General features: G+C 35.4%; 14 protein-coding genes and 1 tRNA gene. 8 read left to right on the top strand and 7 right to left on the bottom strand.

Features of this window, described 5'->3' with window-relative positions; all coding sequences use genetic code 11:
- Both ACWA1B_RS19970 and ACWA1B_RS19965 read left to right on the top strand, forming a co-directional pair.
- A partial coding sequence (locus tag ACWA1B_RS19970) for a DUF6443 domain-containing protein (RefSeq protein WP_456909984.1) occupies positions 1-3,731 on the top strand: 3,731 nt, incomplete at its 5' end.
- 1 nt (position 3,732) lies between these two features.
- Positions 3,733-4,224, top strand: a complete 492-nt coding sequence (locus tag ACWA1B_RS19965; protein WP_456909982.1) for a hypothetical protein — start codon at positions 3,733-3,735, stop codon at positions 4,222-4,224.
- A gap of 67 nt (positions 4,225-4,291) precedes the next feature.
- Here the strand turns inward: ACWA1B_RS19965 and ACWA1B_RS19960 are convergent, their stop codons facing one another.
- The 3 genes from ACWA1B_RS19960 to ACWA1B_RS19950 form a co-directional block, all read right to left on the bottom strand.
- Complete coding sequence (locus ACWA1B_RS19960; protein ID WP_456909980.1) at positions 4,292-4,645, bottom strand: hypothetical protein; 354 nt, start codon at positions 4,643-4,645, stop codon at positions 4,292-4,294.
- A 159-nt stretch (positions 4,646-4,804) separates the two neighbouring features.
- Positions 4,805-6,052, bottom strand: coding sequence for a relaxase/mobilization nuclease domain-containing protein (locus tag ACWA1B_RS19955; RefSeq protein WP_456909978.1), 1,248 nt, complete (start codon positions 6,050-6,052; stop codon positions 4,805-4,807).
- Positions 6,040-6,432, bottom strand: coding sequence for a plasmid mobilization protein (locus tag ACWA1B_RS19950; RefSeq protein WP_456909976.1), 393 nt, complete (start codon positions 6,430-6,432; stop codon positions 6,040-6,042). The genes ACWA1B_RS19955 and ACWA1B_RS19950 overlap by 13 nt, the downstream gene beginning before the upstream one ends.
- Before the next feature lie 577 nt (positions 6,433-7,009).
- Here ACWA1B_RS19950 and ACWA1B_RS19945 point away from each other — a divergent pair.
- A complete protein-coding gene (locus ACWA1B_RS19945; RefSeq protein ID WP_456909974.1) occupies positions 7,010-7,345 on the top strand; it encodes a hypothetical protein in 336 nt (111 codons plus the stop codon).
- A 65-nt stretch (positions 7,346-7,410) separates the two neighbouring features.
- On the opposite strand, the gene ACWA1B_RS19940 is transcribed toward ACWA1B_RS19945, so the two are convergent.
- Positions 7,411-7,803, bottom strand: a complete 393-nt coding sequence (locus ACWA1B_RS19940; protein ID WP_456909972.1) for a helix-turn-helix domain-containing protein — start codon at positions 7,801-7,803, stop codon at positions 7,411-7,413.
- 173 nt (positions 7,804-7,976) lie between these two features.
- Between ACWA1B_RS19940 and ACWA1B_RS19935 the strand changes: the two genes are divergently transcribed.
- The 5 genes from ACWA1B_RS19935 (at position 7,977) to ACWA1B_RS19915 (ending at position 11,535) form a co-directional block, all read left to right on the top strand.
- The gene (locus tag ACWA1B_RS19935; RefSeq protein ID WP_456909970.1) at positions 7,977-8,834 is read left to right on the top strand and encodes a hypothetical protein; all 858 of its coding nucleotides are present in this window, start codon (positions 7,977-7,979) and stop codon (positions 8,832-8,834) included.
- Positions 8,835-8,845: 11 nt separating this feature from the next.
- Positions 8,846-9,193 carry a hypothetical protein gene (locus ACWA1B_RS19930; protein ID WP_456909968.1) on the top strand — a complete coding sequence of 116 codons (348 nt, stop codon included), beginning with the start codon at positions 8,846-8,848 and terminating at the stop codon, positions 9,191-9,193.
- Between the two features lie 19 nt (positions 9,194-9,212).
- Positions 9,213-9,530 (top strand): hypothetical protein, encoded by a 318-nt coding sequence (locus ACWA1B_RS19925; RefSeq protein WP_456909966.1) that lies wholly within the window; start codon positions 9,213-9,215, stop codon positions 9,528-9,530.
- A gap of 219 nt (positions 9,531-9,749) precedes the next feature.
- On the top strand, positions 9,750-10,022 hold the full coding sequence (locus ACWA1B_RS19920; RefSeq protein WP_160781115.1) for a hypothetical protein: 273 nt from the start codon (positions 9,750-9,752) through the stop codon (positions 10,020-10,022).
- Positions 9,979-11,535: a recombinase family protein gene (locus tag ACWA1B_RS19915; protein WP_456909989.1), complete on the top strand. Its 1,557-nt coding sequence runs from the start codon at positions 9,979-9,981 to the stop codon at positions 11,533-11,535. Before ACWA1B_RS19920 ends, ACWA1B_RS19915 begins: the two co-directional genes overlap by 44 nt.
- On the opposite strand, the gene ACWA1B_RS19910 is transcribed toward ACWA1B_RS19915, so the two are convergent.
- The 3 genes from ACWA1B_RS19910 to ACWA1B_RS19900 all read right to left on the bottom strand — a co-directional run bounded on the left by ACWA1B_RS19910 (position 11,495) and on the right by ACWA1B_RS19900 (position 13,747).
- Positions 11,495-11,567: transfer RNA gene (locus ACWA1B_RS19910), tRNA-Met, on the bottom strand. The genes ACWA1B_RS19915 and ACWA1B_RS19910 overlap by 41 nt on opposite strands.
- A 128-nt stretch (positions 11,568-11,695) precedes the next feature.
- Positions 11,696-12,220 (bottom strand): DUF4269 domain-containing protein, encoded by a 525-nt coding sequence (locus ACWA1B_RS19905; protein ID WP_456909963.1) that lies wholly within the window; start codon positions 12,218-12,220, stop codon positions 11,696-11,698.
- Positions 12,221-13,747 carry an ArnT family glycosyltransferase gene (locus ACWA1B_RS19900; RefSeq protein WP_456909961.1) on the bottom strand — a complete coding sequence of 509 codons (1,527 nt, stop codon included), beginning with the start codon at positions 13,745-13,747 and terminating at the stop codon, positions 12,221-12,223.
- Positions 13,748-13,901 lie beyond the last annotated feature (154 nt).

Genomic DNA, 13,901 nt, shown 5'->3' with positions numbered 1-13,901 from the left:
GAGGATATGTTAGAAATGCGTTAGATATTAATGATTCAACAGCCAACATAACCAATATTACACCACAGAATTTTTATTATGACGGCGATGGAGACGGTTATGGAAATGCATCATTGTCGGTATATTACAGTAACAAACCTAATAATTATGTAACCAACAATACAGACTGTAATGATGCAGATGCTTCTATAAACCCTAATACAAAATGGTATGCTGACAATGATTTGGACGGATTAGGTGATCCTTTGAATTTTGTACAACAATGTACAGCCCCAGCTGGAAATTATGTCCGAGACAATACAGACAATTGTCCGCTTCTTCAAGGAACAAGCTCAGATTGTTCAAATCTTGCAAATCCGACATCTGATTATAATTACATTATAAGCAAAACATACAAAGAACCGACAACAACGCCTTTTGTTTCTTCACCAGTCAATAAAGTACAGATTAATATTACTTATTTTGACGGACTTGGAAGGCCTATGCAGCAGATAGCCAATCAGCAGTCTTCAACAGGGAAAGATATTGTAACACATATTGGGTATGACGATTTTGGACGTCAGGTTCTCGAGTATCTGCCTTATGTAGCGACTTCAGCTAATATGGCTTACAATGTAAATGCGGGAGCAAATACGATCACGTTTTACAATACACCAAAATATGAAAACACATCAAATCCATTCTCGCAAAAGAAACTAGAACAATCTCCTCTGAATAGGGTTATTAAACAAGGAGCGACAGGAACACCATGGGCAATGGACGCAGGGCATGAAATCAAATTCGATTACAAGACGAATTTAGCTAGCGAGGTAAAGCTGTATAAAGCAGGAACATTATGGAATTCAGGCACTGGCTTGTACGATATTTCTTTTTCAGATGCGGGAAGTTATTATGCACTTGGAGAACTGAGCAAAACTATTACCTACGATGAGAATTCTGCGGCAAATCCTTCAGAAACATCTGGATCAACTGTAGAGTTCAAAAACAAGGAAGGACAGGTTGTTTTAAAAAGAACCTATGATTTAGGCGTTAATTATGATACATACTATGTTTATGACATTTATGGAAACCTGACTTATGTATTGCCTCCAAAAGCAGAAGGTACAATTAATACCCAAATTTTAGATGATTTATGCTATCAGTATAAATATGATAACAGAAACCGTTTGATAGAGAAAAAGCTTCCGGGCAAGCAATGGGAATTCATAGTCTATGATAGATTAGACAGACCTGTAGCGACTGGTCCTGCATTTTCGCCGTTCAAGGACGATACCGCAGTGGGGTGGATTATAACTAAATACGATGCTTTTGGCCGTCCTATATATACGGGATGGAGTAATCAGGCTGTGAGTTCTGCAGCAAGAAATACATTGCAGACAGCACAGAATTCAGCCGCCTTGTTTGAGACCAAGCAGACTTCAGGAAGTATTGATGGGATTCAAGCTTATTACACAAATGCGAACACTCCGACAAGCTTCAAGCTTCTGACGGTCAATTATTACGATAATTACACTTTCCCAGGAGCCCAGACAGTTCCTTCAGCGGTGGAAGGACAGACGGTTCTGGCAAACATAAAAGGTCTTACTTCCGGAACATGGACTAGAGCATTGTCAGCTGCTTCTTCAACGGCAGGCGAGACGACTACTACGTTTTATGACGCGAAGTCACGAGCAATAAGAACTTATTTGCAGAATCATTTGGGAGGTTATACCTATACAGACTCTAAGCTTGATTTTGGTGGAAAAACTATATATACCATTGCCAAGCACAAACGTACTTCAGGCGATACGGAACTTACAATAAGGGAGGATTTTACATATTCTCCTCAAGATCGTTTGCTTACACACACGCATCAGATCAATGGAGGCGCGGTTCAGTTATTGGCATCCAACGATTACGATGAATTAGGAAAGCTAAACAATAAAAAAGTAGGAAATACAGCAGGAAGTCCATTGCAGAAAGTCGATTTTTCTTATAACATCAGAGGTTGGCTTACTGAAATTAACAAAACGGGAAACCTACAGTTCGAATCAGATCCAAAAGATCTTTTTGCATTCAAGATCAGCTACAATACAACATCGGCTGGAATTTCTGGAGTAAATGGATTGTACAACGGAAATATTTCTGAAACGTTATGGAGGACCGGTGCTGATAATACAGACCGTGGCTATGGATACAAATACGACAATCTAAATCGTTTAAAAAATGCTATTTACGAAAAGAGCGGTCTGACAACAAATGCATACGATGAAAATTTGACTTATGACAAAAATGGCAATATCATGTCTTTGGCCAGAAATGGCGATGTCGACCCACAGACGGGAATTATTGGTATAGATAATCTGTCCTATACTTATCCGTCTAATTCAAACCAGCTTGCTAAGGTTACTGACAGTTCAAACAACACTAGCGGTTTTAACGATGTCAATAAGACTGGCGATGATTATACCTATGATGCCAACGGCAATATGATCACAGACAAGAACAAGAACATTACTGCCATAACTTACAACCAACTGAATCTCCCAAAGAAAATAACATTTGGAACAACAGGCAGTATTGAGTACATTTACAACGCAACAGGACAGAAACTCGAGAAAATAGTAACACAAGGCACAGTTACCGACAATACTAATTATTTAGGAGGTTTTCAGTACAAAAACAATGTTTTGGAGTTTTTCCCGACTGCTGAAGGTTATGTGAAAAATACAAGTGGAGCGCTTTCTTATGTTTTCCAGTACAAAGATCATTTAGGTAACATTCGTTTGAGTTATGCTAAAAACCCAACCACACAAGTTCTTGAAATTATCGAAGAGAATAATTATTATCCTTTTGGATTGAAACATAAAGGATATAATGATTATGTGGCGACAAATAATAAGTATAAGTACAACGGCAAGGAGCTCCAAGACGAGCTGGGGCTTGCGATGTACGATTATGGAGCGAGAAATTATGACCCTGCTATTGGGCGTTGGATGAATATAGATCCTAAGGCAGAAACATCTAGACGTTTTTCCCCATTTACATATGCTCTTAATAATCCTATCTATTTTATTGATCCAGATGGAATGCAAGCAGATGATTGGGTTAGAACAGAAGATGGGCAAATGGTATATGATAGTCGCGTTACTGATCAAAAATCAGCTACCGAATACTATGGTAATAATTCCACTTATAAAGCGGTTGGAGAAACATATACTTCATCAAAAGGAACTAAAGTTGCATTAGGAGACAATGGTCAATTCACAGTGAATGGAAAAGCTGATGTCGCTGTTGATCAAGCTCCTTTGAGCCAAGTTAGCAACGTAATAAATCAAGTAGCGGATTTTAATTCTTCAGTTGATACTAGTGTTATGACTCTTCAAATGCTAGGTGTTACAAGCAAATCAGTAGAAGCCGTTGGAGGAGTAACTGGTAACTTAGGAACAGGATTAGAACTTGCAAAAACTGGCGTAGATTTAGCAAATGGGGATATTGGAGCTGGTAGAGCTACATTTCGCACTGGAGGGATTATAGCTGGTGCTATTGCTAGTTCAACAGTTGGTGCTGAAGTTGGTACAGCAGTTTGCCCTGCAGCAGGGACTGCAGCGGGGGCAGTCACTGGGGGGCTACTTGGCGCAGGAATGGCTGGTTTAGAACAAGCTTATGACAAAGTATCTTCTGAAATCCAAGGTAGTTACAATCAATTTATAAATACTGTAAATCTTGCAGGCTCAAATATGAAACGATAAAATGAAATTAGAATTAACTTTTTTTAAACATGTAAAAGCTTTATCAACCTTATTGATAATTGTTATATTAATTAATTTTGTAATGATTTATTTCAAATTAGATATTAAAAGTATTACATATATAAATATTCCAATATTAATTGTATTTGTACTTCCCACAATTTATATACATCAAAATTATTATAATGAAGGGAAAGGATGTGTTTATGAATTAAATGAAGAACATATTAGCTTTACTAGTAATGATCAATTAGTGATATATAATAAAGGAGATTTTAAAACAATTAATTTTTATATGTCAGGAACTAAATGTGCAGGTTTGGCTCTTAGAAATTTTCCTTTTGAAGATTATTTTTATGCAAAAATAATAATGAATAATGATCAAGAAGTCATTATTTCCTGTTTGTTTTCAAAGAACATAGACAAGATTTTAACATCATTATACAAAGATGTCCCGACAACTAAAATAAAAGATTTTTATCCCATCATTTAGTATATAAAAAGTAAAAAAGAGAAACTTAGTTTCTCTTTTTTGCTTTATGGCCGTAATTAAAATAATTTTAATTTGTTTTACTTTTGAATAGTAATATTGTAGCGTAAATTTGTGCTATTGACTGTAGTATTGTTATAAGGGCATTCAAAGGATGTGTTGAGAATTCATCTTTTAAGAGCATAGGCAAAGAATTTAAACCTAAAATAATCAAAATTAGTAAAAGGTATTTTATCCAAGTAATTTCTAATCTAATAAGAAGTCCTACTACTAAAATTATGACAATAGTAATTATACTAATAATTATGTTTTTTTTTGAAGAAAGTATATCAGGTGAAAGTAAAAAGTTGATAAGACCAAGTCCAGCAGATATAAAAATTAGATTTGATGATTTAATAAAATTAGGGTTTAAAGAAAATTTCATTTTTATTATACAATATTTTTAGATTAGTATTTATTAAAAAGTTAGCCATAAAGATAGTAAAAATGAAAGACTTGAAATAATTAAATATATAAAGAAAAAGGGAAGGTGATAAAAAAATGGAGGCAAAATTAATGGTGCAATTTGCATCATTAAACCTTCTTATAGTCCTTTAAATATTCTTCTTCTTTTCTTCTTCTGTTTAAACTGTTTAGAAACATATTCGTTTATTTTTTCTCCGCGAAGCAGAATATCTGCAAGATTTTCTTTCACATACTCTCTTGATTCAGGATATTGAATGTCCTCAGAATTTCTTGAAACAGAATTTTCATATTTTCTTTCAAGTGCAAGAATGTTCATTGCACAATTTTCCTGAATCCCTTTTGCACTGAATTCTTTTCCCAGACTGCTTCCATTCACAACCGACTGTGTCTTAAAGTCTATAAAAGTAATTCCATAAAGTTTTCCCTCACTGCTTTTTCTTAAAACGGTATGAATGGCTTCATCTTTGAGCCTTTCAGATAATCTCTCTACAGAAGTCATTCTTTCATCAAAAAAAGCCTGTCTCAAAGCATTTTTAACGTGGCTTTTGCCGTATTGCTTCTTTGTTTCGTTTACCCTGAATTTTTCCTCCAGAAATTTTAAGGTGGGTCTGCTGTAGAATTCACTGGCTTTTATCGGCACGCCTATCGGTTTTGAGTTCTGGTCAAGTATCTTGTAAAGCAGTCCGTTGTTTTTGAAAACTCTTGATTCCTCGCTTCCTCTGTCAGCATGTACATTATAGAGGTTTAAAACCGCATTGAGTTCAGGCAGGCTTGAATATTTATAATTATACAACACCTGATTTAAAACTGAATTGATCGCCTTTCTGGACTCTGCTTTTCCGTATTGGACTCTGCCGGCATCTATCGGATTTAACGAAAATTGTTCTTTCTGTTTTCTTCCTTCTGCTTTTACAAGTCCAAACATTTCTTCAATTTCTTTTCGGGCAGGTTCTGATTTTCTAATGCCTAGTAAATGAAGGTCGATTCTTTTTCCGTCTCTCTGAATGTTGTTTGTCACTATATGGCAGTGCGGATGCCCTGCATCATAATGCTGATACACCAGATAAGGCTGTCTGCCGAATCCCAGTTTTTCCATATAAGTGTCTGCGATTTCAGCCAGTTTTTCTTTCGAATGATTCTCCGAAGGATCAAAGTTCAACGAGATATGCACCGTGTTTCTCTTCGTATTGGTATTGAGTTCTGCCAGTTTTAGAAAGCGGTTTAATTTTGAAGTGAAACTGAGCTTTTCCAGCTTCATCGGATAATTCACGGCACTTATGCATTCCGCTTTTCCGATCTCAACTTTATTTTCGTTGTAATTCAGAATGCCTCTTATGGACGAGCTTGTTTTTATCACTGCAACCATTTTTCTGCTATTTTCTGGGTGTGGCCTGAGACCTCTTCCATTTTATCAAAAAGTCTTTTTCTCTGGATTTCGAATAGATAAAGATGCCCTTTAAAATCGGGAACAGTTTTGAGGGTGTTTATCTTTCTGGCAATCTGATTGATATTATTGCCGATTGCCCTTAATTCGGAAGTAAGGACGGCTGTCTCTTCCATAAGATCGTCTAAAGACTGGTTTCTGTATGTAGCTACAATTGGTTTGTTGAATAAGTGGCTCCTGATGTGGTCACTTAATTTTCGGCAGGTGCTGGCTCTGAATCTTTTTTCCAGTTCGGCATACTCCAAAGGAGTGAATCGCAGTCCCACGATTCGTGTTCTGTTTGAATTTTCACTTTTCATCATCTTTCATTTTCATTGTTATCAAACTCTTTGCTTTTAAGTTTCTCCACCGCCGAGTTCCGAGGCAATGGGTGGCAAGATAGGCGGTTGTTAAACAACCGTTCATCTTGCTGATTGCAGGAACGTGGCAATCTTTGGAGATTTTTAAAAGCAGGCTTCTAATTTAGCGAAAATATTTGAATGTATCATGCGCAAAATATGGTCATGATGGCTGTAGACTGTTACAATGAATAAATGCTAAAAAAAAGAAAAAGGAAAAAAAGAAAGCAGTCTATAAATTGGACATTCAGACAGTTGAAGTGCTATAAGTCCCGAAGGGCATTTTTTGAGGAACGATAAAAATGTTATGCGCACTTCTCTGGCTGTGTCCAATAACTTGCTTTGCTTTTTTTTCTTTAGATTTTAATTATTGTTTTTTCTTTCTATTTTATTTCGTACCGAAAATATGGCATATTTGAATACAACTTATTTAAGTAGTTGGACATCTATGTATTAAGAAGTTTTTTTAATATATTTGAAATAAAGAAGGAGATCTTTTCCTAAATATAAGCCGATATTGAATTTATAAAGGTATAAGACTATGACTGAATTTTGGATTGAAAAGGGATGGGGAGTGTCGATTGATAATGCAGAAATTGCTGATGCTGTTAATGCTGTTGAGGAAATTAAAAAAAGGTATGATGAAAATGGTGTATTCTGGATCGGTCATATTCAAGAAGAATATGTACTCAAAATCTATAAAGACTTATCTTTGTTATACATTTATGGGGAGAATCAAGATAAGGAATTATTGATTTTGCTTGAAGATTGGAGTCTTGCAGAACATTTTATTGGAATGTATTTTTCTAAAGATTTTTTAGCCATTAAAGAAGAAATAAAACGAATTACACTAAATAAAACAACAAAACTAACTTAGTTTTTATAACAAAAAAGAGACTTTAGAGTCTCTTTTTTGTTTGAATTAATATATCTTTTAAAAGCTTATTTGTCTTTTAGTAATTTTTCCAAATATTCCACTTTGTCTTTTTCTGCTTGAACTAAACGTTCATAAAGCTCAACAACCTTATCTATCGGATTAAAGTTAATGGTATCTTGTCGCCCAAAATTATTATTTGCAACAGCTTCATTAAAAGTGTTGAAATAATTAATTACGCCTTCATCAGAAAAGTTTTTAATTGCTTCCACGCTTACATCTAAAGCTTTTGCCACTTCTTTTAATTTTTCATCATCAATGGTTTCACTGTTTTCCAAAATAGAAACAGCCTGCTGGTTGGTACCCATAGCCTGCGCCAGTGCTTCCTGCTTCATGTCTTTCAGTTCACGGATACGGCTGATCTTACGCCCCATGTGATTTGGTTTTGTTAATGTACTCATAGTCCAAAGATAATAATTAAGGATAAAAAAGCCAGATTTATGTATGATACATATTTTCTTATGTACGGTACGGGACATTTTGATAGCGTACCATACGGTTAATCGCTTACTTGCCAGTGTGTTTAGCAAAAATACAATTTTTCAGACAAGTATTAACTAAAATGTATAAAATTATGAAAGCAATTCAAAACACCGCATCCGATTTAATTTATCGAGTTATTTCACAGAACATAGATCCGATAGGCATTTACTGTTTTGCAGAGAAGAAAAGCAGTTATACTTTTAATGAGCCTTTTCAGAAGCCCGTTCAGAAAGAAAAGCATATTCATCTTTATCTGCTAATCATAGCCGAAGAGTTCGAGGATAACATAGGCAATGACATCACCGATAAAATAAAGAGCAGGTCAAGAGGTCAGATAACCGTCACAATTCTGCTTCACCGAGTGAGAAATATTATAAAACTATATGGAGACCAGCAGTATTTCTTCTGGAACATTTTTAAGAATGCGCAGAGAATCCATATAGATGCATACAGGTCGCCTGTAATCTGGGCTAAGAATCCAGAAAAGAGATATGTGAAAAGCACTTCAGCATACGCAGGAGACAGAAGAAATGTTACTGCATCAATATGGGATCTAATCTATAATAACGACCAGTATTTTTCGTATGAAGTCAGAATGTGTTCCCTTCATCAGATAGTGGAACAGACCTGCCTTTCCCTTATAAGGGTATTTCTGGGATATACGCCTAATCATTTTTCTCTGGGCTACTTATTTGAGCTTTGCGAATACTTCACGAGCTTGACTTCTGAATACTTTCCCCGAAACAGCAGGGATGAAAAAAATATGTTCAAGCTTTTGAAAAAGAATCCGAACACGCTTCGATTCAGCAGAAGGAACAGTTTTGATTATCTGTACTATGGGCTGATGGAAGACAGATGCCGTGATTTTATGAAAGAAGCAGAAGCCATGATTCAGAAGGAACTGGAGAGGCTTGAGGGAATTCATCAGGATGTGACATTATCAGCATAAAAGCGGAAATCATGGAAACCGATGAAATCAAAAAACTGGAAGACGTCAGAGTGTTAAGCGGAAAACTACTTAATACCCTGAAAAAAGCAGAGGACAAAAGAGGGATGTATAATGCAGAAATCAGGGTTTATGGCTATTGTGAGCTCGGTTCTGTTGTTAGAAACCTAATGAAGCTGTGCATTATCGCTTTAGATCAGGACAGCGCAGAAGTTCCGCCTACGATTCAAAACCAATATATTGATGTTGGGCTTATACTGGGAATTGCTCTTCAGTTATTACCAGTTGACGAACTTGAATTTTTAAATGAGATTACGGATCTGTTTTCAGAAAATAAAGAAGAAACAGAATGTCAAGATTAAGATTTAATATTTGAAAATTATGGAGACTGACAAAATAAAAACACTGGAAGAATTTAAAGATTTTGCATCTTATCATTTTAAACTGCTCAAATCTGCTCAGGACAAAGACGGGGAATCAGTACGTGAGATAAGATTTTATGGTTATGCAGATATGACTTGTCTTGGAGTGAATCTGATTAGAATGTGCCTGAATGTTGTTTATTCGGATGAACTGGATAACAGGGAGATTTATATAGGCTCGGTTCTGGAGCTTGCACTTCAGCTGATTCCAAGTTCTGAAATAGAGGTTCTGGATGAAATATACAGAATGCTCAATGAAAAGAAAGAAGATAAATGAATACTGCGCATAGCAATGGTTTAAGTACCGTTTTCATGAACATATTATGTCCATGACATTGAGGGAAAAGCATTTTATCTTTGTTAGAATCAAAAATTGGATTGAGTGATGATAAGTAAATTTTACTTATGATCATCAGTTGATTAGGTTTTATATTTGTGTTATCCTACCCAAATTTTGATCAGGGTAAAATGAAAAAAGTGTTATAGCTTTATAGCGATGAATGATTGTGGAACAAAAAAGACCGAGGCTCGGTCTTTTTTTAATGAAGAGGAATTTCAAATGGAGAAGGATGGAAGAGAAGAAAGAGGAAAAATGACGGCAGAAAAGACCAGAAAAATGCTGAAAGATGAAGGAGTGGAAGTGACGCTGGAACAGGCGGTAATGATTTTAGAATTTTTAAGAAAACTGGCAAACATGGCAGTTTCAAACTATTTAAAGAAAAAAGATGAGAAAAATAGCAGACCTATACGTGAGAGTGAGTACCGATGAGCAGGCTGACAGGGGCTACTCACAGAGAAATCAGGAAGAAATGCTTCGCAAGTACTGCGAAATAAATGCAGTTGAAATAAGACACGTTATTTATGAAGACCATTCGGCAAAGACATTCAACCGTCCGCAGTGGAAGAAACTGCTTGCGGATTTAAAGAAGCATAAGAATAAAACCGATCTTCTGCTGTTTACCAAATGGGACAGGTTCAGCAGAAATGCAGGAGATGCATACCAGATGATCAGTATCCTCAGAAAATTGGGAGTTGAGCCTCAGGCAATAGAACAGCCTTTGGATCTATCAATACCTGAGAACAAAATGATGCTGGCTTTTTATCTGGCTGCTCCCGAGGTGGAGAATGACCGTAGAGCCCTGAATACCTTTCACGGAATGAGAAGAGCTAGAAAAGAAGGGAGATATATGGGAATTGCTCCCATTGGATATGTTAACCGAGTAAAAGAAGACGGGACAAAATATATTGCATTCGACCAGCCAGAAGCCTCTATTTTAAAATGGGCTTTTGAAGAACTTTCCAAAGGAATCTTCAATACGGAACAGGTGCTTCACATGGCAAAAGAAAAGGGGCTTAAAGCAGGCAAGAACCATTTCTGGAGAGCGATCCGCAATCCTCTTTACTGTGGAAAGATAGAAGTTCCTAAATATAAGGATGAGGAACGCACTTTAGTGAGAGGACAGCACGAAGCTTTAATTTCGGAAATGCTTTTCTATAAAGTTCAGGATGTTCTTGACGGGAGATCCCGCAAATATCTTCCAAAAGCTCTTTCAGGCAAGCCTTTTCCGCTGAGAGGTTTTTTCATCTGTCCCGACTGCGGGAAAATATTGACTGGAAGCATATCTAAAGGACGACATAAATATTATCCTTATTACCACTGCAGTGCAGGATGCAGATATAGAATAAATTCGGAAACGGCCAATGAGATATTTATACAGAACCTGAAAAAGTATGTGCCGATTCCTGAAATCAAAAACATTTATGCCAATGTAATAGGCGACTGTTATAGAGAACAGATTAAAGATGTCTTGGAAGAGAAAAATAAAATCATAAGCCAGATCAAGGATTATGAAACCAGAATCTCAAATGCGAGAGATCTTCTTGCAACAAAACAGATAGATGCTTCGGACTACCGAGACATGAAGTCAGATTATGGAGAGATGGTAAGAAGGCTTGAACTTAAATTATCTGGCATTGATGATGAGAATAAAGATATCGAAGAACTTTTAAAAACTGGAGTTGAGAATCTGATGAAGCTTAACGAATATTATGAAAACGGCAACTGGATTGAATCGAGAGATTTATTAGGTTCGATTTTTCCTGAGAATTTTACGATCTCAGAAAACGGGTTTCGAACCGCTAGAGTAAACGAAGTAGTGCATCTCATCTACAGTATTAACAGGCTGATAGGGCTAAATAAAAAAGGGACAAAGAAGAAATTTTCTTCTTTGTCCCAATTAGTAGCGGGAACAGGACTCGAACCTGTGACCTTCGGGTTATGAGCCCGACGAGCTGCCTACTGCTCTATCCCGCGATGTTTCGGGTGCAAAGATAAACACTAAATACAGTTTTTCAAAGGAATTAGTGAAATATTTTTATTTTAATAAATTTGGATTGTAACTATTTGTTGTATAGTGAATTGTGATTATTTTAGTTTTGTAATTAGATTTTATAATTCAGTAATTCTAAATAAGGATCACTTTTTAAACCTAATAATTTGGCAAATGCAGGCTCAGTTTTGTATCCGTTTTGTTTCAGTTTTATAATTTCCTGCCGAAAATTTTCGTCTCGCAATTCCAGAATTTGGTGTTCGATAATCATGTGTCTGTAGCCGTTTTGATTTTTGGTTGGAATATTTTGTCCAAATATTTCAATTTCAAAATCATCTAATTTGAAATTTCCAACTATAGATTCGTGTTGATTTATAACAGTTTCTCTAATTGTAAAATCGGATTTATTTTTAAAAAGAGAAGTGACTTTTTCGACAAAATGATTTTTATTTTGCCAATAACAAATAATATCAAGATCACTGTTTTCAATGTCAATATTTATTGGAATTGTGCCAACGAGAATTGGATCAAATTCAACCAAGGCTTCTAAGATTTTGTTTTTTGTCAAAATTTCATAAGCCAGAATTTGTCTTTCATTTCCAGATTTTAAATATTCAATTGTGCTGAAATCGATCATTTATTTGTCGTAATTTTTCTCTTCTTTAATTTCCTGCTCTAATCTTTTGTTGATATTGATTTTAGCTTTGGTAAAAACAAAAATTGTGGTTTTATATTCACGGGCAAATTTGTTTGTTATCTCACCACTAATTGTAGCTTTTTCAAAAAACGGACTTGTTTCTGCGAATTCAGTGCTGTTTTCCTCAAATTCTTTTATTCTAATTAGGTTTGTGTAAGAGATGTTCAAATTGAACCAATTGACATAATCGGCATTAAAAGAAACGGCTTTAATTCCGTTTTTAGTGTAATAATTAATTGCTCCTGCCTGACCGTAATTGTCGCAAAGCACCAAGGTGTTTTCTGATTTTGGAAACAAAGCATAAACAGAATCCGTTTTTTGCGCCAATTCTTTCCAGCCCAGCATATCGGCGAAATCCTGAGGTAATTCATGATCTTTTCCGTCTTCCCAACGAAGCATTCCAAATTTTTTATATTTTTCAGGTTTTGCAACTATTTCCTGTGGCGTTTTATTAGGAAAAGCGACTTTATAAATTGGAATAAAAAGTAAAAGCGGAACCAGGATTAAAATGGGCTGTAAGAATCGTTTCCATCCTGTTTTTGAAATTTCGCCTAAAAAAACGGCGCCAAATGCAATGTAAATTGGATAAAGACCAATTGCATAATACGCTTTAGCTTTGAAATAAATAAAAACTAAAAGAGTAAAAACAATCGAAAGAAAAAAGAATCGATAATTTGAAAAAGGTTTATAAAAAAGCAGCGCATAAAAGGAGGAAAGAATCACGATAAATCCGCCAATAAAAAACAATAATTGTTCTTTTAAAAATCCAACCCGATCAACATTTACCAGCTGTGTTTGGGCCAATTCTTTCATGTGATGCACAATCGGAAAATGATTTTTGTACTGCCACAAGAGATTCGGAAGAATTAAAATTAGGCCCAAAATCAGAGCAAAATAAAGATTTTTTTCGGCAACAATTTTTCTTTGCTTTGAAAGCAAAAGTGCGGGTAAAAGCCCGATTAAAAGAAAAAGAATATTGTATTTATTCAGAAAACCAAAAGCAAAAATTATGGCGCCTGTATAAAGCCATTTTATTTTTTCGGTTTTGATGTATTGAATTACTGCGAAATAAAAAGAGGTCCAGCATAAAATGTCTAGAGAATTTGGCTGAAAAAGCATGTTTAATCGTAAAAGCGATGACAATAAAATGCAAGTTGAAGCTAAAATCAAAGCAAATAAATTTCCTTTTAAAACCTCAATTGTTTTCCAGACAACTAAAAGTGTCAAAGCGCCAAAAAGGGCAGGGAAGAACTTGACCCAAAAAACAGTATTTCCTAGCAGATAAATGATATACGAAAACCAAGAAGTTACAGGAGGAACTGATAGATATCCCCAAGCCAAATGATGCGCTTGATCCAGATGCAGATATTCATCGCGTTGCAGATCATATTCCGGACTCAGTAAAATATATTGAAGTGCAAATTTTAAAATGATAAATCCAATTAAAATAAATGTCTTTTTGGTCATGTAGCTTTTGGTTTTTTAGGTTTGTTTGGCTTTGGTGGTCTAAGTGGTTTTAAATCAACGCGTAATTCTGTAGCTAAGATAGGATTTATTTTGATTTTTGAATATTCAGAATATTTCGCATTAGAACATTGTAAATAGCAGATATTTAGATGTT

The organism is Flavobacterium xizangense (assembly GCF_054075145.1).
The sequence above is the reverse complement of the archived record's forward strand: the minus strand, read 5'-3'. Positions and strand labels throughout refer to the sequence as shown.